Origin of the sequence: Roseovarius sp. MMSF_3298, from assembly GCF_030733705.1 — a bacterium.
GTDB lineage: Bacteria > Pseudomonadota > Alphaproteobacteria > Rhodobacterales > Rhodobacteraceae > Roseovarius > Roseovarius confluentis.
In genome coordinates this window covers 127,984-151,962 of record NZ_JASHIN010000006.1, presented here as the reverse complement: position 1 = coordinate 151,962, position 23,979 = coordinate 127,984, and the positions used below count along the sequence as shown (strand labels likewise).

General features: G+C 64.5%; 29 protein-coding genes and 1 tRNA gene. 17 read left to right on the top strand and 13 right to left on the bottom strand.

What is annotated here, in order from left to right:
* Positions 1 to 5 precede the first annotated feature (5 nt).
* The 5 genes from RBB18_RS07925 to RBB18_RS07905 all read right to left on the bottom strand — a co-directional run bounded on the left by RBB18_RS07925 (position 6) and on the right by RBB18_RS07905 (position 4,501).
* Entirely contained in the window at positions 6 to 800 is a 795-nt protein-coding gene (locus tag RBB18_RS07925) for a metal ABC transporter ATP-binding protein (RefSeq protein WP_371931608.1), read from the bottom strand.
* A gap of 4 nt (positions 801 to 804) precedes the next feature.
* Positions 805 to 1,749 carry a metal ABC transporter solute-binding protein, Zn/Mn family gene (locus RBB18_RS07920; RefSeq protein ID WP_245890463.1) on the bottom strand — a complete coding sequence of 315 codons (945 nt, stop codon included), beginning with the start codon at positions 1,747 to 1,749 and terminating at the stop codon, positions 805 to 807.
* A 266-nt stretch (positions 1,750 to 2,015) separates the two neighbouring features.
* Positions 2,016 to 3,128, bottom strand: a complete 1,113-nt coding sequence (locus RBB18_RS07915; protein ID WP_274594499.1) for a site-specific DNA-methyltransferase — start codon at positions 3,126 to 3,128, stop codon at positions 2,016 to 2,018.
* 93 nt (positions 3,129 to 3,221) lie between these two features.
* Positions 3,222 to 3,866: a ribonuclease HII gene (locus RBB18_RS07910; RefSeq protein ID WP_103762919.1), complete on the bottom strand. Its 645-nt coding sequence runs from the start codon at positions 3,864 to 3,866 to the stop codon at positions 3,222 to 3,224.
* Between the two features lie 104 nt (positions 3,867 to 3,970).
* Positions 3,971 to 4,501, bottom strand: coding sequence for a hypothetical protein (locus tag RBB18_RS07905; protein ID WP_103762918.1), 531 nt, complete (start codon positions 4,499 to 4,501; stop codon positions 3,971 to 3,973).
* 212 nt (positions 4,502 to 4,713) lie between these two features.
* On the opposite strand from RBB18_RS07905, the gene RBB18_RS07900 reads away from it, so the two are divergent.
* From RBB18_RS07900 to RBB18_RS07890, 3 genes are all read left to right on the top strand, one after another.
* Positions 4,714 to 4,956, top strand: coding sequence for a hypothetical protein (locus RBB18_RS07900; RefSeq protein WP_103762917.1), 243 nt, complete (start codon positions 4,714 to 4,716; stop codon positions 4,954 to 4,956).
* 19 nt (positions 4,957 to 4,975) lie between these two features.
* The gene (locus RBB18_RS07895) at positions 4,976 to 5,680 is read left to right on the top strand and encodes a hypothetical protein (protein WP_306110734.1); all 705 of its coding nucleotides are present in this window, start codon (positions 4,976 to 4,978) and stop codon (positions 5,678 to 5,680) included.
* A 128-nt stretch (positions 5,681 to 5,808) separates the two neighbouring features.
* The gene (locus RBB18_RS07890; protein WP_103762916.1) at positions 5,809 to 7,419 is read left to right on the top strand and encodes a BCCT family transporter; all 1,611 of its coding nucleotides are present in this window, start codon (positions 5,809 to 5,811) and stop codon (positions 7,417 to 7,419) included.
* Positions 7,420 to 7,436: 17 nt separating this feature from the next.
* Here RBB18_RS07890 and RBB18_RS07885 read toward each other — a convergent pair.
* Positions 7,437 to 7,513, bottom strand: a tRNA-Arg gene (locus RBB18_RS07885).
* Between the two features lie 277 nt (positions 7,514 to 7,790).
* On the opposite strand from RBB18_RS07885, the gene RBB18_RS07880 reads away from it, so the two are divergent.
* From RBB18_RS07880 to rpsO, 6 genes are all read left to right on the top strand, one after another.
* Positions 7,791 to 9,437: a YadA-like family protein gene (locus tag RBB18_RS07880; protein ID WP_306121241.1), complete on the top strand. Its 1,647-nt coding sequence runs from the start codon at positions 7,791 to 7,793 to the stop codon at positions 9,435 to 9,437.
* 17 nt (positions 9,438 to 9,454) lie between these two features.
* Complete coding sequence (locus RBB18_RS07875; RefSeq protein ID WP_274592954.1) at positions 9,455 to 9,964, top strand: hypothetical protein; 510 nt, start codon at positions 9,455 to 9,457, stop codon at positions 9,962 to 9,964.
* 69 nt (positions 9,965 to 10,033) lie between these two features.
* Complete coding sequence (locus tag RBB18_RS07870) at positions 10,034 to 11,062, top strand: LacI family DNA-binding transcriptional regulator (protein WP_103762907.1); 1,029 nt, start codon at positions 10,034 to 10,036, stop codon at positions 11,060 to 11,062.
* A gap of 91 nt (positions 11,063 to 11,153) precedes the next feature.
* A complete protein-coding gene (locus tag RBB18_RS07865; protein ID WP_306110736.1) occupies positions 11,154 to 12,107 on the top strand; it encodes an NAD(P)-dependent oxidoreductase in 954 nt (317 codons plus the stop codon).
* A gap of 165 nt (positions 12,108 to 12,272) precedes the next feature.
* On the top strand, positions 12,273 to 13,271 hold the full coding sequence (locus RBB18_RS07860; RefSeq protein ID WP_306110737.1) for a calcium-binding protein: 999 nt from the start codon (positions 12,273 to 12,275) through the stop codon (positions 13,269 to 13,271).
* A gap of 159 nt (positions 13,272 to 13,430) precedes the next feature.
* Positions 13,431 to 13,700, top strand: a complete 270-nt coding sequence (gene rpsO / locus RBB18_RS07855) for a 30S ribosomal protein S15 (RefSeq protein ID WP_103762904.1) — start codon at positions 13,431 to 13,433, stop codon at positions 13,698 to 13,700.
* A gap of 144 nt (positions 13,701 to 13,844) precedes the next feature.
* Here rpsO and RBB18_RS07850 read toward each other — a convergent pair whose 3' ends face one another.
* The 7 genes from RBB18_RS07850 to RBB18_RS07820 all read right to left on the bottom strand — a co-directional run bounded on the left by RBB18_RS07850 (position 13,845) and on the right by RBB18_RS07820 (position 18,740).
* Positions 13,845 to 14,405: a F0F1 ATP synthase subunit B gene (locus RBB18_RS07850; RefSeq protein ID WP_103762903.1), complete on the bottom strand. Its 561-nt coding sequence runs from the start codon at positions 14,403 to 14,405 to the stop codon at positions 13,845 to 13,847.
* Positions 14,406 to 14,410: 5 nt separating this feature from the next.
* Entirely contained in the window at positions 14,411 to 14,962 is a 552-nt protein-coding gene (locus RBB18_RS07845) for a F0F1 ATP synthase subunit B' (protein ID WP_152476339.1), read from the bottom strand.
* 206 nt (positions 14,963 to 15,168) lie between these two features.
* Positions 15,169 to 15,405 carry a F0F1 ATP synthase subunit C gene (locus RBB18_RS07840; protein WP_057790696.1) on the bottom strand — a complete coding sequence of 79 codons (237 nt, stop codon included), beginning with the start codon at positions 15,403 to 15,405 and terminating at the stop codon, positions 15,169 to 15,171.
* A 94-nt stretch (positions 15,406 to 15,499) separates the two neighbouring features.
* The gene (locus RBB18_RS07835) at positions 15,500 to 16,279 is read right to left on the bottom strand and encodes a F0F1 ATP synthase subunit A (RefSeq protein ID WP_103762901.1); all 780 of its coding nucleotides are present in this window, start codon (positions 16,277 to 16,279) and stop codon (positions 15,500 to 15,502) included.
* On the bottom strand, positions 16,269 to 16,631 hold the full coding sequence (locus RBB18_RS07830) for an AtpZ/AtpI family protein (RefSeq protein WP_103762900.1): 363 nt from the start codon (positions 16,629 to 16,631) through the stop codon (positions 16,269 to 16,271). Before RBB18_RS07830 ends, RBB18_RS07835 begins: the two co-directional genes overlap by 11 nt.
* A gap of 234 nt (positions 16,632 to 16,865) precedes the next feature.
* Positions 16,866 to 17,402 carry a prolyl-tRNA synthetase associated domain-containing protein gene (locus tag RBB18_RS07825; RefSeq protein ID WP_306110738.1) on the bottom strand — a complete coding sequence of 179 codons (537 nt, stop codon included), beginning with the start codon at positions 17,400 to 17,402 and terminating at the stop codon, positions 16,866 to 16,868.
* A 30-nt stretch (positions 17,403 to 17,432) separates the two neighbouring features.
* Positions 17,433 to 18,740 (bottom strand): hypothetical protein, encoded by a 1,308-nt coding sequence (locus tag RBB18_RS07820; protein WP_306110739.1) that lies wholly within the window; start codon positions 18,738 to 18,740, stop codon positions 17,433 to 17,435.
* Between the two features lie 338 nt (positions 18,741 to 19,078).
* On the opposite strand from RBB18_RS07820, the gene ffh reads away from it, so the two are divergent.
* The 8 genes from ffh to rimM all read left to right on the top strand — a co-directional run bounded on the left by ffh (position 19,079) and on the right by rimM (position 23,977).
* The gene (ffh, locus tag RBB18_RS07815) at positions 19,079 to 20,581 is read left to right on the top strand and encodes a signal recognition particle protein (RefSeq protein ID WP_306110740.1); all 1,503 of its coding nucleotides are present in this window, start codon (positions 19,079 to 19,081) and stop codon (positions 20,579 to 20,581) included.
* A gap of 144 nt (positions 20,582 to 20,725) precedes the next feature.
* Positions 20,726 to 21,295 (top strand): GNAT family N-acetyltransferase, encoded by a 570-nt coding sequence (locus RBB18_RS07810; RefSeq protein ID WP_103762896.1) that lies wholly within the window; start codon positions 20,726 to 20,728, stop codon positions 21,293 to 21,295.
* Positions 21,292 to 21,834 (top strand): GNAT family N-acetyltransferase, encoded by a 543-nt coding sequence (locus RBB18_RS07805; RefSeq protein WP_306110741.1) that lies wholly within the window; start codon positions 21,292 to 21,294, stop codon positions 21,832 to 21,834. The genes RBB18_RS07810 and RBB18_RS07805 overlap by 4 nt, the downstream gene beginning before the upstream one ends.
* A 1-nt stretch (position 21,835) precedes the next feature.
* Complete coding sequence (locus RBB18_RS07800) at positions 21,836 to 22,441, top strand: GNAT family N-acetyltransferase (RefSeq protein WP_103762895.1); 606 nt, start codon at positions 21,836 to 21,838, stop codon at positions 22,439 to 22,441.
* Positions 22,434 to 22,733, top strand: coding sequence for a chorismate mutase (locus RBB18_RS07795; RefSeq protein WP_103762894.1), 300 nt, complete (start codon positions 22,434 to 22,436; stop codon positions 22,731 to 22,733). Before RBB18_RS07800 ends, RBB18_RS07795 begins: the two co-directional genes overlap by 8 nt.
* Before the next feature lie 80 nt (positions 22,734 to 22,813).
* Complete coding sequence (rpsP, locus tag RBB18_RS07790) at positions 22,814 to 23,230, top strand: 30S ribosomal protein S16 (protein WP_103762893.1); 417 nt, start codon at positions 22,814 to 22,816, stop codon at positions 23,228 to 23,230.
* Between the two features lie 94 nt (positions 23,231 to 23,324).
* On the top strand, positions 23,325 to 23,474 hold the full coding sequence (locus RBB18_RS07785) for a hypothetical protein (protein ID WP_170067172.1): 150 nt from the start codon (positions 23,325 to 23,327) through the stop codon (positions 23,472 to 23,474).
* Complete coding sequence (gene rimM, locus RBB18_RS07780) at positions 23,471 to 23,977, top strand: ribosome maturation factor RimM (RefSeq protein WP_274592945.1); 507 nt, start codon at positions 23,471 to 23,473, stop codon at positions 23,975 to 23,977. Before RBB18_RS07785 ends, rimM begins: the two co-directional genes overlap by 4 nt.
* Positions 23,978 to 23,979: the final 2 nt, after the last annotated feature.

Here is a 23,979-nt window from a genome sequence, read left to right as displayed (position 1 = left end):
CTTGCTTACCCCAATGCGCCCATTTGCGCCGTGGCCAGCCGCCCGCCATACGCCTTTTGAAGGTTGGACTGCGTGAAGGCGTCAGCGACCGACCCTTCGGCAACTTTGCTGGTACTGATGATGAAAACGCGGTCGAAATACTCGGCGACCGTCGACAGGTCGTGATGCACCGCGACAACCGTCTTTTCCAATCCGCGCAAGTCCTTCAGCACCGAGATGATCGCCGTTTCGGTCGCGGCATCGACCCCGGCAAAAGGCTCGTCCAGCAGGTACAGCTCGGCGTCCTGCGCCAGCGCCCGGGCAAGGAACACCCGCTGTTGCTGACCTCCGGACAGTTGCCCGATCTGCCGGTCGGCAAAGCCGTCCATGCCCACGCGCTCAAGACAATGCAGCGCGGTTTGCATGTGCTTTGTCTTCACCCGGCCCAACAGGCCAAGTTTTCGATATTGGCCCATCATCACCACATCCAGAACGCGCGCCGGAAAATCCCAGTCCACGGTCGCTCTTTGCGGGACATAGGCGATCCGGGCCCGCATCTCTTCGAGGTCTTCGCCCCACGCCGTGACCCGGCCCGACACGGGCTTCACGATTCCCAGCGCGGCCTTCAGCATCGTCGATTTGCCCGCACCATTCGGACCAATGATGGCCGTCATCGCGCCTTGTTCAAACGTCGCATCCAGCGAAAACACGGCTGGTTTTTCTCCGTAGGAGACTGTCAGCCCACGCACTGCCAGTGGGCTTGCGGCCAGCGCGTCACGGTCCTCGCGATTGGCTTCGGTCGTCACCAGTTCCACGCTCACGGCCTCAGCTCCCTTCTTCCAGTTTGCCCTGCATTCCGCGCTGCGGCACCTCGCCGCCAAGCGCCCGGGCGATTGTTGAGACATTGTGGTCGATCATCCCGATATAGGTGCCTGTGTATGTGCCCGGCGCGCCCATCGCGTCCGAAAACAACTCGCCGCCGATTTTCACCTTGTGCCCCTGCGCGGCAGCCCCTTCGACCAACGCACGAATGTTGCGGTCGCTGACGGAAGTTTCAACGAACACGGCCCCGATGCCGCGCTCCACCAGCATGTCCGCCAAGGTCCTGATCCGGTTCAAGCCGGCCTCCGACTCCGTGGATATTCCCTGGATACCGACGACTTCGAAACCATAAGCCGCGCCGAAATAGCCAAACGCGTCATGCGCGGTCAGAAGCACTCTGGCGGGCTGCGGCACGGTCGCCAACACATCCCGCGCGTAGGATCCGAGGGCGTCCAGCTCTTCCAGATATTCCGTGGCATGGGACGCGAACATATCGGCACGGTCCGGCGCCGCCTCGCTCAGCGCGTCACGCACGCCATTGACCACGTAGGTCCAAAGGTCCGGCACCATCCAGACATGCGGGTCGAACTTGTTGGCGTAATCCTCATGCGCGATCCGCTGGTCGCGCGGCACCGCCTCTCCCACGGGCACAGCCGTCCCTCGCTCTCCCAGCTTCAAAAGGAATTCTTCCATCTGCGCCTCGAGGTATAATCCGTGCCAAAGAACCAGGTCGGCGCGCAGCGCGGCCTGGATGTCGGTTCGGGTCTGACGATAGGAATGCGGATCGACGCCGGGTCCCATCAGCGCTTTGACCTCGACATGCTCCCCGCCCACGCGACGCGCCGCATCGGCGATCATCCCGGTCGTGGCCACCACTGAAAGCGATGCGCCCTGCGCCCGCAGCGGCGTTCCGGCCAAGGCGCCAGCCGCCAGGGAGGTGATCAACATGGTCCGGCGAGAAAATCGCATTCGTAAAAGGCCCCTCTTGCAGGTAGTCAAACATGAATATGCAAGTCATTCTCAAAAAGTCAATGCGGCGCAGTCCTTGCGTTTCTGTCGTCGCGCGTTCAACGGTCCCAAAGCATTACGGCACCCACCTGCAACACCTGATGTAGACCCATGAAAAAAGCCCCCGCCGTCAGGGGCGGGGGCAAGGTGAGTGCCATGTGTCAGGCCACAGGCACCGGCGGTGTTCTTGAATTCTGTGAAAACCTTTAGTTGGCGCGATCGGCCATTTCAGCCCGGATCTGTTGCCGGAACACGTCAATGGACACGGGCTTGCCATCCCGCTTGATGCACCAATAGGTCCAGCCATTGCAGCTGGGCGCACCTTCCAGCGCCGCGCCGACCTGGTGGATCGAGCCCTTGACGTCATCGCCCACCAGCGTGCCATCGGCGCGCAGCTTGGCCTTGTGACGTCCGTTCATGCTCAAGAGTTCCTCGCCCGGGCGCAGCATGCCGCGCTCGATCAGCTGCCCGAAGGGCACGCGCGGCTCGGCCCGCTTGCTGGTGCTGACCTGCAACGCCGCGCGATCGTACTTGCGCACCAAGGCCAGCCGTTTCTCGGCCACCTTGCGATAGGCTTCCTCGCGCTCGATCCCGATGAACTCGCGCCCCAGCATCTTGGCCACGGCGCCCGTTGTGCCGGTGCCAAAGAACGGGTCCAGCACGACGTCGCCGGGATTGGTCGTGCCCAGCAACACACGGTGCAGCAGGCTCTCGGGCTTCTGCGTCGGATGCGCCTTCTCGCCCTGATCGTCCTTCAGCCGCTCGTGCCCCGTGCAAATGGGCAAAACCCAGTCGCTGCGCATCTGAATGCCTTCGTTCAGCGACTTCAGCGCCTCGTAGTTGAACGTGTATTTCGCTGCCTCGTCGCGGCTGGCCCAGATCAGCGTCTCATGCGCGTTGGTCAGGCGCTTGCCCCGGAAATTCGGCATCGGGTTCGACTTGCGCCACACCACGTCGTTCAGGATCCAGAAGCCCGCGTCCTGCAATGCCGCGCCGACCCGGAAAATGTTGTGATAGGAGCCGATCACCCAGATCGCGCCATTGGGCTTCAGCAGTCGCCGCGCGGCCTTCAGCCAGTCGCGGGTGAAGCGGTCATAGACCTCGAAACTGGCGAACTGGTCCCACGCGTCATCGACCGCATCCACCTGGCTGTTATCTGGCCGGTGCAGGTCACCGCGCAGTTGCAGGTTGTACGGAGGGTCGGCAAATATCAGGTCGACGCTGCCTTCCGGCAAGCCGTTCATGACCTCGATACAATCGCCACCAAGGACAGTATTCAACGGGAGCGTTTCCACGCCCTGCTTGGTCTTTGTCGTCATCTTTTCTGCCTCTGTCCCGGCGCCTTGTTGTGCGCTCTGGTCGTTGAGGCCAAGGATGAGTCAAAGCCGATTCGCGGTCAATTCCTTTTTGAATCAGTCGGTTAGGTTTTTTTCTTGATACAAGATATTGTGCACCGGCTTGAACGAACGTCTATGGTGTGGGGTCACACCAAGATTTTGCAAAGCGGCCATGTGGCTTTTGGAGCCATAGCCCGCGTTCGTTTCCCAGCCATAGCCGGGATACTGTTGCGCCAAATCCCACATGATGCGATCGCGCCTTATTTTGGCCACAATCGAGGCCGCCGAAATCGACAGACAAACCGCGTCGCCCTTGACGATCGCGCGCCCCTCGCAGGGCATCTCGCGGGGCAAAAGGTTGCCATCGACCAGCGCCAGGCAGGGCGGCCGCGAAAGCCCCTCCAGCGCCCGCGTCATCGCCAGCTGTGCCGCCCGAAGGATGTTGATCTCGTCGATCTCCTCGACGCTGGCATGGGCCACCGAAACCTCGGCCACCTCCAGGATCGCATCGTGCAGCACCGCGCGTCGCTTCGCCGTCAGCGCCTTGGAATCGTTCAGACCTTCGGGGATGTGCTCGGCGTCCAGAATCACCGCCGCCGCCGTCACCGGCCCGGCGAGCGGGCCACGGCCCACCTCGTCCACGCCCGCCACGCGCAAGGCGCCCGCGACCAGCGCCTCGGTCTCGAACTGGAAATGGGGCCCATGCGCGGTTGTGATCATGGGCCCCTGATAGTCACGTTTACATCGGAGGAAAAGAAGGGAGGCACCCGTAGGATGCTTTGAACCGGGCCCCTCCCCTCACTGCTCGACCGGTATCCGCGCTCTTATTTGCGGTACTTGTCACTTCTGCGGTCGAAGAACCCGTGCCGCTCGAGACAGGCGCTGCCGTAAACCACGCCACGCCGTCCATTTCCGCGGGTCTCCACCGCGCAGCGATGCGGCAGCGCGTTGAACCTTGAATAGTTGTTCAGCAGGCAGTGCCGGCCATAGCCGCGCAGCACACCGCCCCGGACCCGCACGTCGCGGCGGCACTGCTGCGGCAGCGCAAAACGCCCGCCATGACGACCGCGATTGCCATAGCCGTCATGCCCGCGCCGATACCCGCGATTGTCGTAGCGGTCGTGCCCACGGCGATGCCCATTGTTGAACCGCGGCACATGACCGCCCTGATGGCGCGTCACCGCGCGGTCGTCGCGGCGCTTGTCGGCGATGGCCGCGCCGATCAGTCCCAGGGCAACCGCCCCCGCCACCCATTTGCCGACATCCCTGTCGCCGGCCTGCGCCGGGGCTGCTGTCATTCCGGTCACCGCCAGCGCGGCGGCCAGTATCAGCGATATGAACTTCCGATGTGTCATGTCAGATCCTTTCTCTGCATTCAGCTTTGATCGGTCTCCTCCCCCGGTCATGACGTCACCGTGTCGGCCCGGGTCAGGCGATGCAGCAAGGATCGGTCCACCCCGCCCAGACAGGCAATATCGCCCACCTGCTATCGGATAACACGGCACGAAAGGCCGTTTGCCGCCAACCGGATATTGAATAGCGGCGGGGATGCGCGCATCTTGGCGCAATGAAACGCACACTCCTCCCCCTCGTCGTGACGCTCGGCCTTGCCGCCGCCACGACCGGCGCCGCCCAGGCCGCCTGCTATGCCGAGTACAAGGCCAAGCGCGACACCCCGTTCGAGCTGATTTACGAGGTCGCGCAGATCAGCGGCCCTTGCACCATCGCCAACGCCACGGCTCAGCTTGGCACCCGCCTGGCCGGACAAGGCCTGACCCTGCTCAAGGTCCTCTCGGTCCGCGAAGGCTAGAAGAAGGAGACTGCCGCACGTGCAGGATTTCGACACCTCCATCACAGACACCCGCCGCTCCGGCAACCGGATCGTGCTGTTTGGCGTCGCGGCCATCGTCACGATCCTTGTCGGCGCCGCGATCCTTCTGGTTCTGACCCTGCCCGACGCCAACGCCTTCAACGACAAGGTGGCGCAGATCTTCGCCGAGAACGACGCGCTCACCTCGGATGCCGAGATCAAGCTGCTGGAAATCCTCGCCCTCTCGGGGACGGCCTTTTCCGAAACGCTCGGCAGCTACCGGATGCTTATCCTCGTCCTTCTGGTCTTCGCCACGGCCCTTCTGGTGGCCGCGCTGGTGTTTCTGGTCATGCTCGTCGGCATGAACCGCCGCCTGGCGCAGATCGAACACTCCGGCATCCAGGTCAGTTCGCTACTCATCAGCCGCGAGGAAAACGCCGTCTACCTCAACAACATGGGCTTCAAGCTCACGGACGCGGCGATGGAAACCCTTGCCGTTCTGGCCGAGGCACGAATGGACGACGACGTGCTCTCGGGCGCCGAGATCGAGGCGGTGATCTCCGGTCGCTCTGCCGACTATTGCGAAGAGGCCGCCGGCGCGACCCGCATCAAGCGCCTGCGCGACACTCTGGGCAACCAGATGGTCTCGGAACTGCTGGTCAAGAACATCGCGCGCCGCGGCTATATGCTGGCGATCGACAAGAAAGTCATCCGCGTGATCTGACGCCGCCCGCGCCCTCTGGCGCGTGTTTCGCTTGCCGCGCTACTACAAGTTGTGGAACTCACCCCACCCCCTCTGCGTTCAAGCCCTTAACGTCTAAGAACGAAAAACGTCCAGAGGGGGACAGTCATATGACTACGTGGGTTGAACGGATGGGCCTGAAAACCGATCCGGTGATTTTCTCGATATCCGCCATCTTCACCATCGTCTTCGTTCTTGCACTGGTCATCGCGCCGGAACCCATCGGCGACGCCTTCGCCGCCGGGCGCGCGTGGATCGTTTCTCACTTGGGCTGGTTCTTCATCCTCGGCGTCAACCTCTGGCTCGGTTTCCTCGTTTGGACCGCCATGAGCCGTCACGGCCATATCCGCCTCGGCCCGCGCGACTCCCGGCCTGACTACACAAACCTGTCGTGGTTCACGATGCTGTTTGCCGGCGGCATCGGCACCGTCCTGATGTTCTGGGGCGTGGCCGAACCCATGAGCCATTTCGCCACCCCGCCCCTGCCGGGGGTCGAGCCCTATTCCGAAGAGGCCGCGAAGGACGCGATTTCCATCGCAACCTATCACCTCGCCCTGCACACCTGGACGATCTTCGCCCTGCCGGGGCTTGCCTTCGCCTATTTCATCAACCGCTACGACCTGCCCGTGCGCGTCAGTTCCGTTTTCTACCCTCTGATCAAGGACCGGATCTACGGTCCATTGGGCAAAGCCATCGACATCGCGGCGGTTCTCGGCACGCTCTTCGGGGTCGCGGTCTCGCTCGGTCTCGGCTCGTCCCAGATCGCCGCCGGACTTTCCGCGCTCTTTGGCTGGGACTCCGGCGTCATGCTCAAGGTCGCGATCCTCGCGGTCCTGACAGCCGTGGCTGTGGTGTCCATCGTCGCCGGCCTCGACAAGGGCGTCAAGCTTCTGTCCAACATCAACATCGGCATGGCCGTGGGCCTCATGATCTTCGTGCTGATCTGCGGCTCGACCCTCTTTTTGCTGCGCGGCATGGTCGAAACCGTCGGGCTCTACCTCGGCAACCTGCCGCGCCTCGCGTTCTGGAACGACATGCTGGCCGATATCGGCCCCAATTCCGACGGCTGGGGCTGGCAGGGCGGCTGGACCGTGTTCTACTGGGCATGGACAGTGACGTGGTCCCCCTTCATCGGCCTTTTCGTCGCGCGCATCTCGCGCGGGCGCACGATCCGCGAATTCGTCTTCGGCGTGCTGCTGGCCCCGTCGCTCTTTACCTTGATCTGGTTCTCGATTTTCGGCTGGCAGGCGATGGAGATCGACGGCATCGGCGCCGCCGCGCGCGATGCCCTGGGGGACCAGGCCGGCGCGCTCAGCGATGCGGTGGCCGAATCCGTGCCGCTCGCCATGTTCGCCTTCTTCGAAAACTTCCCCTTCGCTGACCTCGTACAAGGTATCGCCGTGCTCGTGGTCGCGATTTTCTTCGCCACGTCCTCGGACTCGGCTTCGCTGGTGGTCGACATGCTCTGCACCGGCTCGCCAGACCCCGGACCGACTCGCCAGCGCGTCTTCTGGGGCGTGTCCGAAGGGCTGGTGGCCACGATGCTGATCGTCCTCGCCGGCGACGCCGGCCTGACCGCCCTGCAACAGGTCATCACCGTCGTGGGACTCCCGATCTTCTGCCTCGTGTTCCTGATGATCCCGGCGCTGATCCTCGGCTTGCGCAACGAGGAGATCGACCACATCACCATCGGCAAACGACCGGGCTTGTCCAAGTTCTGACGTCATAAACGGGAAACTGGCGACCCCGGCAGGATTCGAACCTGCAACCTGCCCCTTAGGAGGGGGCTGCTCTATCCAGTTGAGCCACGGGGCCGCTGGGACACTCCTAGCCCAATCGTGCGGACGTGTCACGATGGCGGTGACACACTTTTGGACATGCTTCGGCGCACGCGGAAATGAATAAAAACGTAAGAATTATTTGTTCTGACGCCCATTTTCGATATAACATTAGGTGTCCGTGCGTATTGCGGAACAGTAATCAGTTTGACCAAGGTAAGGTTCTCATGTTTTCCATCACACAACCGCCATGTCGCGCGCTTTTGCGCAGCGGCACTGCAATCATTTTTGTTCTCGCCGGCAGCCACGCGTCTTTGGCGGACGGGACTGCCCCCTGCAACACCGGTGCCGGGACCAACAGCGTCGAATGCGGCGAGAACAGCACCTCGAACGGTGACTTTTCGGTCGCCATCGGTGACCAGTCGGTGACCGATGCCACGTCGACCGATGGTGTCGCCATCGGGTCCGAAGCCGCAGCGACCGGCCCCTCGACCACCGCTGTCGGCGGCGAGACCGTCGCAACCGGCCCAGGCACGACCGCGATTGGCTGGCAAAGCCAAGCCACGGCGGAACGCGCCCAGGCCTTCGGCCATCTCGCAACCGCGCAGGGTGTCCGCAGCCTGGCGGTTGGCGAGAATGCCGACGCGCAGACCGACAACGCCACCGCCATCGGCAACGAGGCCACCGCGAACGGCATCGATTCGATTGCATTCGGCGACACGTCACAGGCCACCGGCCCCTCGACAACCGCTGTCGGTGGCGAGTCCGTCGCCACCGGCCCAGGCGCGACCGCGATTGGCTGGCAGAGTCAGGCAACGGCGGAACGCGCGCAGGCCTTCGGCCATCTCGCAACGGCGCAGGGCGTCCGCAGCCTCGCAATTGGCGAGGCCGCCGACGCGCAGACCGACAACGCCACCGCCATCGGCAACGAGGCCACAGCGAGCGGCATCGACTCGATAGCATTCGGTGACACCTCGCAGGCCACCGGCCCCTCCACCACCGCTGTCGGTGGCGAGTCCGTCGCCACCGGCCCAGGCGCGACCGCGATTGGCTGGCAAAGCCAGGCAACAGCGGAACGCGCGCAGGCCTTCGGTCATCTCGCGACCGCGCAGGGCGTCCGCAGCCTCGCAATTGGCGAGGCCGCCGACGCGCAGACCGACAACGCCACCGCCATCGGCAACGAGGCCACAGCGAGCGGCATCGACTCGATAGCATTCGGTGACACCTCGCAGGCCACCGGCCCCTCCACCACCGCTGTCGGTGGCGAGTCCGTCGCCACCGGCCCCGGCGCAACAGCGATGGGTTGGCAGGCCATGGCGACGGCGGAGCGGGCCCAGGCCTTCGGCCATCTTGCCAGCGCGAGCGGTGTGCGGTCCACTGCGGTCGGCGAAGGTGCCGTCGCGTCCGGGGAGCGGTCTCTGTCGTTCGGTAATCTCGCAACGGCGACGGCCACCAACTCGGTCGCGATCGGTGACGGTGCACAGGCCACCAACGAGAACCAGTTCGTTCTCGGCAATGCGCAAAATACCTATACGGCGCCCGGCATCAACTCGGCGGACAGCACCGCGGCGCAGGGCGCCGTTGTCGGCTACCTGACGACGGACGCGGCGGGCAACCTTGCGGTCGACAACTCGGCGCTGCCGACGGCGGCGCTGACCAGCGCGGTACAGGCCAACGCAGGATCGATTGCGGCCAACTCCCAGGGAATTGCGTCGAACGCGCGTGGCATCTCAAGCAACCAGGAAGGTATCGCAATGGCGATGGCCCTCGATACGCCTTACGTGCCCAGCGATCGGACCTTCGCATTGTCGACGGGCGTCGGCGCCTTCGAGGGCAAGACCGCTTTGGCGCTCAACATGGGCTTCCGCGCAAGCGACACCGTGCAGTTCGACGCCGGTCTCGCCCACGGTTTCGACCGGAGCCAGACCGGTGGCCGTGTCGGGGTGACATGGTCCTGGTAACGGCAACACGTCTCGCCATGAAAAGAGCGTCGCAACGGATCGTTGCGGCGCTTTTCGCCGTCGTGCTCATGACCGGGCATGCGGCAGCTCAGGAAACGGTGGAGCGCAGCTTCGCCGTTGCGCTGATCCGGGACATCATGACGGCCGTGAACCACGGCAACTGGACAGGCAACTACACGGTGCTGAGAGACTACGCCGCGCCCGAGTTTTCCGCCGCAAACGATCCAACCCGACTTGCCGGGCTTTTCACGCCGGTGCGCGAGGCTGGTCTCGACATGCTGCCGGTCCTTGTGACCGAGCCCGAAATCCTAAAGGCCCAAGTCTCCGCCGGGGGTCAGCAGATGCGGCTCACCGGGTACTTCCCGACCCGACCACAGCATTTCAGCTTCGACATGGTGATGGTCAGCGAAGGTCGGCGTTGGGTCCTGCTCGATATCTCGGTGGGGGCTTTCGATCCTATCTCGGTCCCCGACTCTGCCCCGCAAGCGGATGAGGCAGAACCCGACCCGGCGCCGGATGCAGAGTAAGCCCTGCTTGCAGGGGTGACGCCGATTCGGCTAGAATCGTCGGACCCCCTGACAGGAACGCCCCGCACAATGACATCACAGGATAACCGCCCGCTCACGCTTCGTGACGTGTCCGAAGCTTCGGGCGTGTCCGAAATGACGGTCAGCCGCGTGTTGCGCAATCGCGGCGACGTCTCGGACACAACGCGCAAACGCGTGCTGGAAGCGGCGCGCGCCCTTGGCTACGTCCCCAACAAGATCGCCGGCGCACTGGCCAGCCAGCGGGTCAACCTCGTCGCGGTCGTCATCCCCTCGATGTCCAACATGGTTTTCCCCGATGTCATGACAGGCATCTCCGAGGCGCTCGACGAGACCGAGCTTCAGCCCGTCGTCGGCGTCACCGGCTACCGGCCGGAAAAAGAAGAAAAGGTCCTCTACGAAATGCTCTCCTGGCGCCCCTCGGGCGTGATCATCGCAGGGATGGAGCATTCCGACGCGGCGCTTGCCATGCTCCGCGCCTCTGGCATCCCGGTCGTCGAGATCATGGATGTAGACGGCACCGCGATCGACTCCGTGGTCGGAATATCGCACCGCCGCGCCGGGTCGCAGATGGCACAGGCGATCATCAAGGCCGGGTATCGGCGCATCGCCTTTCTCGGCACCAAGATGCCGCTGGATCACCGCGCCCGAAAACGCTTCGAAGGGTTCACCGAAACCCTCGCAAAGGCCGGGATCGAAATCGAGGACCGCGAGTTCTACTCCGGCGGCTCGGCGCTCAAGAAGGGCCGCGAGATGACCCGCGACGTGCTGGCCCGCAGCCCGGATCTCGACTTCATCTACTATTCCAACGACCTGATCGGTGCGGGCGGCCTGCTCTACCTGACCGAGCAGGGCATCGACATTCCCGGCCAGGTGGGCCTTGCCGGTTTCAACGGCGTCGACCTGATCAAGGGCCTGCCGCGCGAGCTGGCGACGATGGATTCCTGCCGCCAGGAGATCGGCCGCCGCGCCGCCGAACTGATCGTCGCCCGCGCCACCGGTGCCGACAGCGCGGCGGGCTCGTCCCGGATCGTGCTGGAGCCCACGCTCACCTACGGCGACACATTGCGCCGCCCTTAGGGCGCTTCCCTTCCCTGCCCTGTCGCGGACAGGCCAGACCCCGCCTTGTTCGCCCCGCACCATCCTGTCAAACATCGGGGAGGCATTAACCATGCAGACCGGCTTCATCGGGCTCGGCAATGTCGGCGGCAAGCTCGCGGGCTCGCTCCTGCGCAACGGCATCGACCTTACGGTGCATGACCTCGACCCCGACCTCGTCGCCGGCTTCACCACGTGCGGCGCGCAGGCGGCCCAAAGCCCGGCGCAGATGATGCAGGACTGCGACGCCGTCATCACCTGCCTGCCCTCGCCCGCCGCCTCGGACGCGGTGCTGCGCCAGATGCTGCCCCATGTCGGCCCCGGCAAGATCTGGATGGAAATGTCCACCACCGACGAGGCCGAGGTCAAACGCCTCGGCAGCCAGGTCATCGCCGCCGGCGGTGCGGCCGTCGACTGCCCCGTATCGGGCGGCTGCCACCGGGCCGACACGGGCAACATCTCGATCTTCGCGGGCTGTGACCGCGCCACGTTCGAGCGTATCCTGCCACTGTTGAAAACCATGGGTCGCCGCATTCTGCACACCGGCGAACTGGGCAGCGCGTCGGTGCTCAAGGTCATGACAAACTACCTGGCCACCGCCAACCTGCTCACCCTGTGCGAGGCGCTGGTGACCATGAAAGGCGCCGGCATGGATCTTGCCACCACCTATCAGGCCATCGCCATCAGCTCCGGCACCTCCTTCGTGCACGAAACCGAAAGCCAGGTCATCCTGAACGGGTCTCGCGACATCAACTTCACCATGGATCTGGTGAAAAAGGACATCGGCCTGTTCCAGTCGATTGCCGACCGTGCCGGTGTGCCGCTGGAAATCTCCCCCTTGATGATCTCTATCTTCGAGGACGGCATTCGGCGTTACGGGATGCGCGCGCAATCGGACGACATCATCCGCCGCCTGGAAGAGGCCACGGGCCTCGACATCACCGCGCCGGGCTTTCCTGCCGAAATGGTCGATGACGAACCCGAAGAACCCGGGTACGAAGTGCACGTCCCCAGCCGGATCAGCTAACGCAAAACACGTTTGGCAACCGGTAATTAGGCCGATCTTAACCTTTGTTTAACACCGCCGTGCCAAGGTACGTCACGGCGTCATGTTAACCAAGGCGCGCAGTTCGAATTGAAAAATCTCCTCCGCTCTGGCTCTGTCAAACGGGGTATTTTGTGGATATGGGTTATGCTTTTCCTGGCTGGTTTGATCGGTATGATGGCGGCAAGCACCGCGGCAATGTGGGGGTTCGAAGACGTCTCCACACAGAATGCCCGCGACGATGTCGATACGCCCGGCGACACCGATCAGCTTGATACGGGCGGTACCGCCACCTCGGTTCTCGATATCGCAACCGCGCCCGAAGCTGCGGCAGATGACCCCGAGGGCGACGACTATGGCGTCGCGCGTGGAACCACGGTGGCCAACACTGTCTCGGGCACATCGATCAACGAATTTCTCGACGGACTCGACGGCGACGACACGGTCACGTCCGGCGACGGCAACGATATCGCGCGCGGCGGTGAAGGCGATGACGTCGTTGCGGGCGACGGCGGCGACGACATCCTGCATGGCGAGGCCGGGAATGACGTGGTCTCGGGCGGCGCCGGAAATGACAGCGTCATGGGCCATGACGGCGATGACCTCCTTGACGGCGGGGATGGCGACGACAGTCTTCTGGGGGGCGAAGGCGACGACACCCTGTCAGGCGGCACCGGAAATGATGCGCTGCACGGCTATCTCGACGACGACACGCTCGACGGCGGCGCCGGCGCCGATACGCTCTTCGGCGGCGACGGCAACGATCAGCTCAGCGGCATCGCCCCCGACGGCACCGCGCCCGAAGACGATCAGGACTACCTGAACGGCGGAACGGGCGACGACCGGATCTCGCTTGGCGCGGGCGACATAGCCAACGGCGGCAACGGTGCCGACAGCTTTATCCTTCGTGACTGGCTCGATGCTCAACATCAGGGCCAGATCGTTGATTTCAATACCGCCGAGGACAACCTCGTGCTGCTTTACGACGACACCGGCGATGCCGCGCCGGATGTCTCGATCGAAGGCGATACGGATGTGCCCGGCCTGCATCGCGTCCTCCTGGACGGAGAGGTGGCGGCCGAGGTGACCAGCGACGCCGCCCTGACGCTGGAGCATATCACCCTTATCCCACAAACCGAGGGCTGATCCGCGCCCCCGGGGCCGCTTCCGCGAATCCCCCTTTCCAAACGCCCGAGAATCTCCTATATGCCCGCATCTGCCGCTGAAACGGCAGGTTTCTCCACAGGACCTTGCTGGACGACATCCCGGCTCGTGCCCTTCACCCTTCAACCAAAGGAGACCCCGATGTCGATCACTGTCGAAGAAAAAGCCAAGGTGCTGAAAGAGTTCGCGACCAAGGAAGGCGACACCGGCTCGCCCGAAGTTCAGGTCGCGATCCTCACATCGCGCATCACAACCCTGACCGAGCACTTCAAGACCCACAAGAAGGACAACCACGGTCGCCGTGGCCTTCTGAAGATGGTCGCCCAGCGCCGCAAGCTGCTGGACTACCTCAAGGGCAAGGACGAAGGCCGCTACCAGGACCTGATCAAGCGTCTCGGCATCCGCCGCTAAAACGCACCGGTGATCAGAATTTGATAAGAATGCCCGTTCCCCGGAGCGGGCATTTTCTTTTGCCGATCATCGCCGGGCAATAAATGAAAAAGGCCCGGGTCGTTTCCGAACCCGGGCCTGTTTTTCTACCTATTGGTCGGCAGGTCAGTGCAGCTTGGACTCAACCTCGCCAATCGACTGATCGATCAACTTGCTGTTGTCCTCCTCGGTCATGGTCTTGGCGACCACGTCCTTGGCGGCGGCTACGGCCACGGCAATCGCCTGGTCGCGCACGTCCTTCACGGCGCTGGCCTCGGCCGACGCGATCTGCTCTTCGGCGGCCTTGATCCGGCGCTTGATGGACACTTCGAGGTCTTTCTTCGCCTGCTCGGCAGCTTCGGCGGCTTCGGTCTTGGCATGGGCCACGATCCGGTCGGCCTGGTCCTGCACTTCCTTCTGCTTGCGCTCATAGCTTGCCAGCAGGGTCTGTGCCTCCTCGCGCAGCGCGCGCGCCTCGTCCAGCTCCGACTTGATGCCGTCGGCCCGCTTGTCCAGCATCTCGCCGATCTTGCCGGGCACCTTCAGGTAGACCAGCAGCGCGATAAACAGGATGAAGGCCAGCATCACCACGAAGTTGGTGTTGCCCAGCGACAAGAAAGGCCCGGTAGCGGCCAGCGCGGGGCTGGCAGCGACCATGGCAGTCAGGGTTGCGATCAACTGTTTCATGGCGCTCACCCTTTCAGCCGCGAATTGACGGCGGACGTGACTGTCCGCGCATCGGCCTTGACGCCCATGGCGGCCACCAATTCCTTGGCGGTGTCCTTGGCCACTTCCTTCACGCTCTCCATGGCGGAGGCGCGGATTTCCGCGATGGCCTTCTCGCCCTCGGCAGTCTTCGCCGCGATCTCGGCGTCGGCCTTCTTGGTGGCCTCTTCCAGCTCCGCGTTCATTTCCGCCTTGGCCTCGGCAATGATCTCCTGCGCCTGTGCGCGGGCATCGGCCAAAGCCTTGTTATAGGCGTCTTCCGCGTCAGAGGCCTTTTCCTTCAGGTCTTCCGCCGCCGCCAGGTCGTTGGTGATCGTCCCCTGACGCTCGGCCAGCACCGCCGCGATCCGCGGCAGCGCGATGCGCGACAGGATGAAAAAGATCACGATCAGCGCGATGACCAGCCAGAAGATCTGGTTGCCCATCCAGTCCGGGCAAAGCTGGGGAAGGCCGATTGCTCCACCGCCTGCGTCGACGCAAGCGCTGGCAGCACCTTCTCCTAGGGTATCGGTCGCCATCTGCGTTCTCCTTGTTGCGCCTGCCCCCTTGTATCAGGTTTGCCGGACAATGTCCGGCACCGGGACTGCGCAAGGCTCAATGTTCGTGTCGTGGTGCCAGGCCCGCAAGACGGACGCGGCATAAGGCCATTCGGATTTTCCTCACGGACGCCGGGGGACAGGCACAACGCCCCTCGCCCGGCCCGTAAGGATCACATCCGCCTGGCTTAGACGGCGAACATCAGCAGAAGCGCGACGAGGAACGAGAAGATCCCCAGTGCTTCCGCGAACGCGATACCGATGAACATGGTCGCGGTCTGGCCACCGGCGGCCGAGGGGTTGCGCAGGGCACCGGCCAGGTAGTTGCCGACCACGTTGCCCACACCGACGGCCGCGCCGCCCATGCCGACAGACGCCAGGCCCGCGCCGATGAATTGACCCATTTGTGCGATATCGCCTTCCATGTCTTTTCTCCTTACGATGGAATTCAGTGATCTGTTGTTGGTTGCTGGCGCCGGAAACCGCCGCCGTAGGGTGGGTGACAACCCACGCTATCTCCTAGTGATGCGGGTGCAGCGCGTCCTTCAGGTACACGCAGGTCAGGATGGTGAACACGTAGGCCTGGATGAACGACACCAGCACCTCCAGCCCGTAAACCGCCGTGATCGCCAGGATAGACAGCGGCGTGACCACAAGGCCCACACCGGTCGAGATCAGCACCAGCGGCGCGAAGGCGGCAAACACCTTCATCACGGCGTGGCCCGCCATCATGTTGCCGGCAAGACGGATAGAGTGGCTGACCGGACGCACGAAGTACGAGATCACCTCGATCAGCGCCAGGATCGGCCGCAGCACCAGCGGCGCCGAGCTGATCCAGAACAGGCTCAGAAAGCTCGCGCCGTTCTTGACGAAGCCCAGGACGGTCACGCCGATGAACACCATCATCGCCATCACCGCGGTCACGCCGATATGGCTGGTTGATGTGAACGATCCGGGGATCAGGCCAAGGAAGTTAGCGAAGACGATGAACATGAACAGCGTCATGATGTAGGGGAAGTACGGCAGCGCGTCCTTGCCCGCCACGTCCTCGACCATCTTGCGGATGAAGCCGTAGGCCAGTTCCGCAACCGACTGGATGCGGCCCGGAATGACCGACCGCGCCGAAGTGCCCAGAACCATCAGCGCGAACACGGCCAGGCACGTCAGCGCCATCCACAGCGTCACGTTGGTGATCGTGAACAGGCCCACCGGGCCGTCGCCGGCCAGCGGCTTGATGATGAACTGATCCATCGGGTGGAAAACCAGCCCTTCGCTTTCGCCATGCGCTTCAGTGGCCATCTGTCATCCTCTTCTCGTCACCCTCTCGGGCTCGCTCTGCGTCCAGCGTTTCCGCCGCATTCTTCAGCTGGATCTCGTTGGCGCTGCGCATCATCGTCTTGATGCCCGCCGCCAGGCCCAGCAATGTAAACAGCACGAGGAAGATCGGGATTGTCCCGAACAGGTAATCCAACCCGTACCCCATGCCAAAGCCGATCCCCAGACCGGCCACAAGCTCGATCACCATCCGCCAGGCCAGCTGCGCCTGGGAATAGTGGTTCTCCATGTGGGGCGTCGGCGCATCCACGCCTTTCAGCGCATTGATCCTGTCTTCAAGCCGCTTCAGCCGCTCCTGTCGGTCAGGATCGTCCACGTTTGCCCCTCCGGAACCGTTGCGCTGTTGCTATGCCGCACCCGCGCCCGAGTCAAGCACGGGACAACCCCTCTCAACCCCTTGATAAAACGAGCCTTTCATGGGCTGCGCCGCTCCGCCGCAGTCCGCTTCGGGCGTCATGAACCGGATTCCGCATATTCAACCAAGCGGTTGAGATTGCGCGCACCGCACCGTTTTCACTGTTCCTCAAATACTCAAATTCCGCCGCCGGCCCTAAAGCTCCAGCCAAGCCACCTCGGCGCCCCACCCTTCCAGTAGCGCAACCAGGTCGGCAGGCCGCATCGCCACCGTCCTGTCATTGACCAGCGGGTGCGCATGGACGAACTCCGCGTCCCGCACCGCCGCGTCCATCCACAGCTGCACGCCCGCCTCCGCCCCGTTGACCAAACCCAGCGGGCTGACCGCGCCGGGCCGCACGCCCAGGAACTCCATCAAACGCTCCGCCGAGCCGAACGACAGCCCCGCAACACCCATCTGCGCGCCCAGCGCCTTCAGGTCCACCTCCCGGTCCTGCTCCAGCACCACAAGGTGGTTCCGCTTCTTGCGGTCTCGCAGGTAGAAGTTCTTGATGTCGATCCGCCCTTCGCCTGCCGGAACGGCCCCGCCCTGCACCGTCTTGGCATCCTCGACCGTGCGCAGGGGAATATGCTCGTAAAGCTCGAAATCGACGCCCGCCGCGCGCATCCGCGCCAGCAGGTCATCCGAACTCACGGGCAAGCTGTCCTGAAAGGCGGAAGAGGCATCGACCATGTCCAAAGGCTCCTTGACCGGGTAAGGCGGCTATTCCGCCGGGTCGTCCTTCTCGAAGAACGACTTCAGCCTGTCAATGGCCCCGGGCTTTTCATCCTCGGCTGTGTCGTCGGCCTCCGCCTCGACCGCCGTCTCGTCCTCACGCACGATCCCGCCTTTCATCACGCCAGCCAGCACCGTGTCCCAAAAGAGGTCGATGTCGCCTTCGCGTAGCCGGGCCATCTCCTCGGCATCCAGCTGCAACTGATAGCGAAACTCCGCGTTCCCGCCCTGCATCGCCACCAGCTTGCCCAGGCCTCCGGCCAGCATCCGCTCGGTCCGCGCCGCGCCTTCGGGCACGCTCACACTCATGTCTCGCGCCGCCAGCCGCCAGTTCATGTCGACGAAGTCCTCCGACAGGCTCCAGCTGTCCTCGACCATCACCGTCGCCCGGCCCGTCTCGATCCATGTCAGCGGCGCGCGCGGCACCAACCGCTTCAGCTGTGCCGCGTCCACGTCCTCGAAGGCCCAGCGCGTCTCGCGCCCCTGCTCGGTGATCTCGCGCGTCTCCACCAACAGCGGCTGGCCCGCCACCTCGGCGGTCAGGTTCGAACGGAACAGCAGGTCGAACAGCGCCAGCCCGCTGCGAAACGGCGCCACCTCGCCGGTCTCGATCGCCAGCGTGTAGGGTTCGGTCCCGCGCGGCCGGATCTCCACGTCGACACCCTCGACCGCCAGCCTGTCGGCCTTGAACGCCCGGCGCGGCTTGGGAAGGCCGCGCTCCTCGCCCGCCGTCTCTTCCTTGGGAAGCGGCGGAATGACATACCCTTCCACCCCCTCGACCTGCCCCAGCTCCAGCCGTGGCGTGTCGCCCAACAGGCTCCACAGGTCCACATCCGCCTCCGCCCGCGCCACAGCCAGGTCAAAGGCCAACCCGGTCTCGTGCGCTCGCGCCATCTGCAGCCCCTCCAGCACAACGTGCCCGCCCAGAAGCGATCCGCTGGCCGCGGCATACTCCACGCGCATTCCCGCATTCTCGCTGGCGGTCTCGATCACCGTTCGCAGGATCGGCTGGAAAAACACATAAGTCGCCACGACCCCCAGCACGCCCAACACGGCAGAGCCGCCGGCCACCCAATGCACCACCTTGCGCGGGATCAGCGGCTTGCGTGGCGGCGACGACTTGCCCCGGGCAGACGCGCGCCGCGCCCGCCGGGCCTGGACCCATTCCGCGAACACCCCGCCGAACAGCAGGAAAAAGCCCTCGATCACCGCACCCACGATGGCGCCCAGAATGGCGATCACCGGCGCCATGCACGCCAGGATGATCTCCGCAAAGATAAGAACCAGCGCTTCCATCGCGAAATCTCCTAAAGCAATGGCCGCAGTCTATCCCTGCCCGACGCCCCTTGCCAACGCCTTCCAAGTTCATGACGTCACCCGGCCCCGCGCGGTGGCGGCCCTGCATCCGCGCCAGTGGTGCCAAGTCCGGCCCGACGCGCTGCGCCATATTGACTCCCCCGCCGCAAAAGCCTATCAGCCGCGCAATATCACGGAAGACAGCGTTCTTCCGGTCCCTTGGGCGCAGCCTGGGATCGCCCCCCACCAGCGAGTTTCGCCCGTGGGGGCGTTTATCGTTTGAACCGTCATCCCTATGTTGGGACGACATGACAGAAACCGGCGAAGGAGGCCGAGGCATGTTTGAAAATCTTTCCGAACGTCTCTCCGGCGTCTTCGACCGGCTGACGAAACAGGGCGCCCTTTCCGAAGAGGACGTCAAGACCGCCCTGCGCGAGGTCCGCGTCGCCCTTCTGGAGGCCGACGTCTCGCTCCCCGTCGCCCGGGACTTCGTCAAGCGCGTGCAGGATCAGGCCACCGGCCAGGCCGTCACCCGCTCCGTCACCCCCGGGCAGCAGGTCGTCAAGATCGTCCACGACGCGCTGGTCGACACGCTCACCGGGTCCGAGGACCCCGGCGCGCTGAAAATCGACAACCCGCCTGCCCCGATCCTCATGGTCGGCCTGCAGGGCTCGGGCAAGACCACCACCACCGCCAAGCTCGCCAAGCGCCTCAAGGACCGCGACGGCAAGCGCGTGCTGATGGCCTCGCTCGACGTCAACCGCCCCGCGGCCATGGAACAGCTCGAAATCCTCGGCCGCCAGATCGGCGTCGACACGCTCCCCATCGTCAAGGGCGAGGACCCGGTCACCATCGCCAAGCGCGCCAAGACGCAGGCGGGCCTCGGTGGCTACGACGTCTACATGCTCGACACCGCCGGCCGCCTGCATATCGACCAGGAGCTGATCGCCCAGGCGGCGGCAGTCCGCGACGTCGCCAACCCGCGCGAAACGCTTCTGGTGGTCGACGGCCTGACGGGCCAGGACGCCGTCAACGTCGCCACCGAGTTCGACAACAAGATCGGCGTCTCCGGCGTGGTCCTCACCCGGATGGACGGCGACGGCCGCGGCGGCGCCGCCTTGTCGATGCGCGCCGTCACCGGCAAACCCATCCGCTTCGTCGGCCTGGGCGAAAAGATGGACGCCATCGAAACCTTCGAGCCCGAGCGCATCGCGGGCCGCATCCTCGGCATGGGCGACATCGTTTCCCTCGTCGAGAAAGCGCAGGAAACCATCGAGGCCGAACAGGCCGAAAAGATGATGCGCCGCTTCCAGAAGGGTCAGTTCAACATGAACGACCTCAAGATGCAGCTTGAACAGATGCAAAAGATGGGCGGCATGGAAGGCGTGATGGGCATGATGCCCGGCATGGGCAAGATGGCCAAGCAGATGGAAGGCGCCGGCATCGACGACAAGGTCATCGCCCACCAGATCGCGCTGGTCAATTCCATGACCAAGAAGGAACGCGCCAACCCCAAGCTCCTGCAGGCGTCGCGCAAGAAGCGCATCGCGCAGGGCGCGGGGCTGGAAGTCTCCGAGCTCAACAAGCTTCTGAAAATGCAACGCCAGATGGGCGACATGATGAAGAAGATGGGCAAGGGCGGCATGCTGAAACAGGCGATGAAAGGCATGTTCGGCAAAGGCGGCCCCTCGCCCGAGGACATGGCCCAGGGCATGGACCCCAAGGCGCTCGAACAGGCCGCCAAGCAGATGGGCAAGGGCATGTCCGGCGGCGGTTTTCCCGGCATGGGCGGCGGTGCGCAATTGCCCCCCGGTCTCTCCGGCTTCGGGAAAAAGAAATAATCCCATGGCTTTTTCTTGCCCCAAATACTCAATCCGGCCCCTGCCGTCCGCGCCCCGGCCCGCCCCGGCGCGTCACGGCGCAGCCCGTTGCATAAGAGCCGCGCGGCAGCGCGTCCTTTTGGCCAGACCCACGGCAGGTGCCGCATGACCCTCCGTCTCGACATCCCCCGGATCGAGACCGACCGCCTCGTCCTGCGCGGCCCCGAAGCCAGCGATTTCGAACCGCTGGCCGGGTTCCTGCTGGACCGCGAGCGTTCCTGGGGCTTCGGCACGGAAAAGAACATGTCCCGCGCCTGGCGCTGGTTCGCCATGTCCATCGGCCACTGGGCGCTGCACGGCTTCGGCTATTTCACCATGGAGTGGAAGGAAACGGGCCAGCCCTGCGGCATCACCGGCATCTGGGCGCCCGAGGGCTGGCCCGAGCCGGAACTCGGCTGGGTCGTCTATGACGGGTTCGAGGGCCGCGGCATCGCCTATGAAGGCGCCGAACGCGCCCGCCGCTGGGCCTACCAGGATCTGGGCCTCACGACGCTCACCTCCAACATCGTGCCCGGCAACACGCGCTCCATCGCGCTGGCCGAACGCCTCGGCGCGCAGTACGAGACGACCTACCAGAATGTCGAGATGGGCGAGGATTACCTCTACCGTCACCCCGGCCCGTCCGAACTGGGCCTCGACTGCGACGCCGACGGCTCCCCCGAGGCCTACGCATGAAGATCACCGTCGACATCCCTGTCATCGAGACCGGTGACCTGGTCCTGCGCGGCTACCGGGACTCCGATTTCGAGGCCTTCGCCGCCTTTGGCACGTCTCCCCGCGCGTCCTATGTCGGCGGTCCGCACACCCGTTGGGACAGCTGGCGCGCCTTCATGGCCGGGATCGGCCACTGGGCCCTGCGCGGCTACGGCATGTGGATGATCGAACACCGCGACTCCCGTCAGGTCGCAGGCCGCGTCGGCATGATCCTAAACGATGGCTGGGACGAACCCGAACTCGGCTGGCACATCTACGACGGGTTCGAAGGCAAGGGCCTGGCCTGTCAGGCCGCCCTGGCCGCGCGCGACCACGCGGCACGCCATTTCGGCCTCGACGGCGTGATCTCCTATATCGACGCCTCCAATACCCGCTCGCTCCGCCTCGCCGAACGCCTCGGCGCACAGTACGAACGCGATGGCACCGTCGTCGGCACCCCCTGCCAGGTCTGGCGCCACCCCCGCGTGGCCCAGCCCACCGCGCAACCGGCGGAGGCCTGAGATGGGACACCGCGACATCCCCGTGCTCGAGACCGGGCGCCTCGTCCTGCGCGGTCCCGAGGCGACGGATTACCCGGATTTCAAGGCCACCTTCGCCTCCTACCGGTCACGCTTCATGGGCGGCCCGCTCAACCCTTACGAGGCGTGGATGCTCTACGCCGCCGAGATCGGCCACTGGGAAATCCGCGGCTATGGCATGTGGATGATCCACCTGCGCGACACCGGCGAGACCGTGGGCATGGCCGGCGGCTGGTTCCCCGCCAAGTGGCCGGAACGCGAAATCGCCTGGATCATCTGGCCCGACAAGGCCGGCAAGGGCTACGCGCTCGAAGCCACGCACAAGGTCAGGGATCACCTCTTCACCACCGCCGGCTGGGACAGCGCGGTCAGCTATATCGACCCCAAGAACCTCGATTCCATCCGCCTTGCCGAACGGCTGGGCTGCACCAAGGACCACGCGGCCCCCAGCATCGACGGCTCCGACGCGGTCTACCGTCACCCGTCGCCCGCCACCCTGAAATCCGGCCAGATCCGCGACGGGATCGAGCTGGAAATCGGCCATTACCGCGACCCGCTCTTCAAACCGAAGGGGATGCCCATTGACTGATGCAACGACCAACCGCGCCGCGGCCCTTCTGAAAGGGCATCGCGAAAGCATCGACCGTCTCGATGCCATCCTCGTCTACACCTTGGGCGAGCGGTTCAAGCACACCCAGGCCGTGGGTGCGCTCAAGGCCGAACACGACCTTCCCCCGTCCGATCCCGCCCGCGAGGCGGCCCAGATCGCGCGGCTCGAAGACCTGGCGCACCGCGCCGACCTCGACCCGGAATTCGCCAAGAAATTCCTCAACTTCATCATCGCTGAAGTCATTCAGCACCATAAGCAACACCAGACCTGACGCGGGGTCCTCCCGCCAGACCAACCGTAGGGTGGGGTTCCACCCCACCAAACAAACGCCATACTAAAGGAGAAACACCAATGGCCATGAAAATCCGCCTTGCCCGTGGTGGCAGCAAGAAACGTCCCCATTATTCGATTGTCGCCGCCGACAGCCGCATGCCGCGCGACGGCCGCTTCATCGAGAAGCTGGGCACCTACAACCCGCTTCTGCCCAAGGACAGCGAAGACCGCGTCAAGATGAACATGGAGCGCGTGCAGCACTGGCTGGACCACGGCGCACAACCCTCCGACCGCGTCTCGCGCTTCCTCGAAGCCGCCGGCGTGCTGGAAAAGAAAGAGCGCGCCAACATGAAGAAGGCCGAGCCGGGCCAGAAAGCCAAAGAGCGCGCCGAAGAGAAAGCCGCCAAGGCCGCCGAAGCGGCTGAAGCCGCCAACGCTCCGGCCGAGGAAGCCCCGGCTGAAGAGGCCGCCGCGGAAGAAACCAGCGAAAGCTGATCCGCCCGCCGCTTTCGGCGCAAAGAAAACCGTGCCGCCCCCGCGACCGTCGCCCGGGGCGGCACGCAACGCTTTCGCTTTCGGGACATCCCAAATGTTCGGCCTCATTCGCCTTGTCGTTCTCAGTTCGCTGACCTTCGTCGCGGGCGTCTTCTTTGAACGCCACAACGTGTCCGAGGCCTGCACGGCACGGGGTGGCCTGTCCATCGACGGGCTATGTCTGGTCACGGAGGGCCTGCAATGACCGACCGTATCTGCATAGGCGCCGTCGCCGGCGCATTCGGCGTCCGGGGCGATTTGCGGCTGAAATCCTTCACCGCCACGCCCGAGGATATCGCCACCTATGGCCCCGTCACCTCCGAGGATGGCGCACAAAGCTTCACCATCACCCTCACCGGCCAGACCACCAAGGGGGCCCTGATCGCCCGCCTCTCCGGCGTCGCCACCAAGGAACAGGCCGAAGCCCTGCGCGGCCTGCGCCTGTTCGTGGACCGCGACCGCCTGCCCAACCTGCCGGACGACGAATACTACCACGCCGACCTCATCGGGCTGGAAGTCTTCGACACCGGCGGCGCGTCGCTGGGCCGGGTCAAGTCGGTCCTGAACCACGGCGCGTCAGACATCCTCGAAATCCACGGGCCGGGGCTCAAGTCCACCGTCCTGCTGCCCTTCACGCTCGAGGCCGTGCCCACCGTCGATCTCGCCTCAGGCCGCATCATCGCCGACCCGCCCGAGGGGCTCTTCTGAGC

What these genes read in the sequence shown, in the direction of transcription:
- RBB18_RS07920 (WP_245890463.1), bottom strand. Translation starts at nt 1,749, where the DNA reads ATGTTGATCACCTCCCTGGCGGCTGGCGCCTTGGCCGGAACGCCGCTG.
- RBB18_RS07850 (WP_103762903.1), bottom strand. Translation starts at nt 14,405, where the DNA reads ATGAAACAGTTGATCGCAACCCTGACTGCCATGGTCGCTGCCAGCCCC.
- RBB18_RS07910 (WP_103762919.1), bottom strand. Translation starts at nt 3,866, where the DNA reads ATGATCACAACCGCGCATGGGCCCCATTTCCAGTTCGAGACCGAGGCG.
- RBB18_RS07890 (WP_103762916.1), top strand. Translation starts at nt 5,809, where the DNA reads ATGACTACGTGGGTTGAACGGATGGGCCTGAAAACCGATCCGGTGATT.
- rimM (WP_274592945.1), top strand. Translation starts at nt 23,471, where the DNA reads ATGACCGACCGTATCTGCATAGGCGCCGTCGCCGGCGCATTCGGCGTC.
- RBB18_RS07900 (WP_103762917.1), top strand. Translation starts at nt 4,714, where the DNA reads ATGAAACGCACACTCCTCCCCCTCGTCGTGACGCTCGGCCTTGCCGCC.
- ffh (WP_306110740.1), top strand. Translation starts at nt 19,079, where the DNA reads ATGTTTGAAAATCTTTCCGAACGTCTCTCCGGCGTCTTCGACCGGCTG.
- RBB18_RS07800 (WP_103762895.1), top strand. Translation starts at nt 21,836, where the DNA reads ATGGGACACCGCGACATCCCCGTGCTCGAGACCGGGCGCCTCGTCCTG.
- RBB18_RS07805 (WP_306110741.1), top strand. Translation starts at nt 21,292, where the DNA reads ATGAAGATCACCGTCGACATCCCTGTCATCGAGACCGGTGACCTGGTC.
- RBB18_RS07825 (WP_306110738.1), bottom strand. Translation starts at nt 17,402, where the DNA reads ATGGTCGATGCCTCTTCCGCCTTTCAGGACAGCTTGCCCGTGAGTTCG.
- RBB18_RS07875 (WP_274592954.1), top strand. Translation starts at nt 9,455, where the DNA reads ATGAAAAGAGCGTCGCAACGGATCGTTGCGGCGCTTTTCGCCGTCGTG.
- RBB18_RS07905 (WP_103762918.1), bottom strand. Translation starts at nt 4,501, where the DNA reads ATGACACATCGGAAGTTCATATCGCTGATACTGGCCGCCGCGCTGGCG.
- RBB18_RS07785 (WP_170067172.1), top strand. Translation starts at nt 23,325, where the DNA reads ATGTTCGGCCTCATTCGCCTTGTCGTTCTCAGTTCGCTGACCTTCGTC.
- RBB18_RS07845 (WP_152476339.1), bottom strand. Translation starts at nt 14,962, where the DNA reads ATGGCGACCGATACCCTAGGAGAAGGTGCTGCCAGCGCTTGCGTCGAC.
- RBB18_RS07860 (WP_306110737.1), top strand. Translation starts at nt 12,273, where the DNA reads ATGCTTTTCCTGGCTGGTTTGATCGGTATGATGGCGGCAAGCACCGCG.
- RBB18_RS07820 (WP_306110739.1), bottom strand. Translation starts at nt 18,740, where the DNA reads ATGGAAGCGCTGGTTCTTATCTTTGCGGAGATCATCCTGGCGTGCATG.
- RBB18_RS07865 (WP_306110736.1), top strand. Translation starts at nt 11,154, where the DNA reads ATGCAGACCGGCTTCATCGGGCTCGGCAATGTCGGCGGCAAGCTCGCG.
- RBB18_RS07840 (WP_057790696.1), bottom strand. Translation starts at nt 15,405, where the DNA reads ATGGAAGGCGATATCGCACAAATGGGTCAATTCATCGGCGCGGGCCTG.
- RBB18_RS07835 (WP_103762901.1), bottom strand. Translation starts at nt 16,279, where the DNA reads ATGGCCACTGAAGCGCATGGCGAAAGCGAAGGGCTGGTTTTCCACCCG.
- rpsP (WP_103762893.1), top strand. Translation starts at nt 22,814, where the DNA reads ATGGCCATGAAAATCCGCCTTGCCCGTGGTGGCAGCAAGAAACGTCCC.
- RBB18_RS07810 (WP_103762896.1), top strand. Translation starts at nt 20,726, where the DNA reads ATGACCCTCCGTCTCGACATCCCCCGGATCGAGACCGACCGCCTCGTC.
- RBB18_RS07915 (WP_274594499.1), bottom strand. Translation starts at nt 3,128, where the DNA reads ATGACGACAAAGACCAAGCAGGGCGTGGAAACGCTCCCGTTGAATACT.
- rpsO (WP_103762904.1), top strand. Translation starts at nt 13,431, where the DNA reads ATGTCGATCACTGTCGAAGAAAAAGCCAAGGTGCTGAAAGAGTTCGCG.
- RBB18_RS07870 (WP_103762907.1), top strand. Translation starts at nt 10,034, where the DNA reads ATGACATCACAGGATAACCGCCCGCTCACGCTTCGTGACGTGTCCGAA.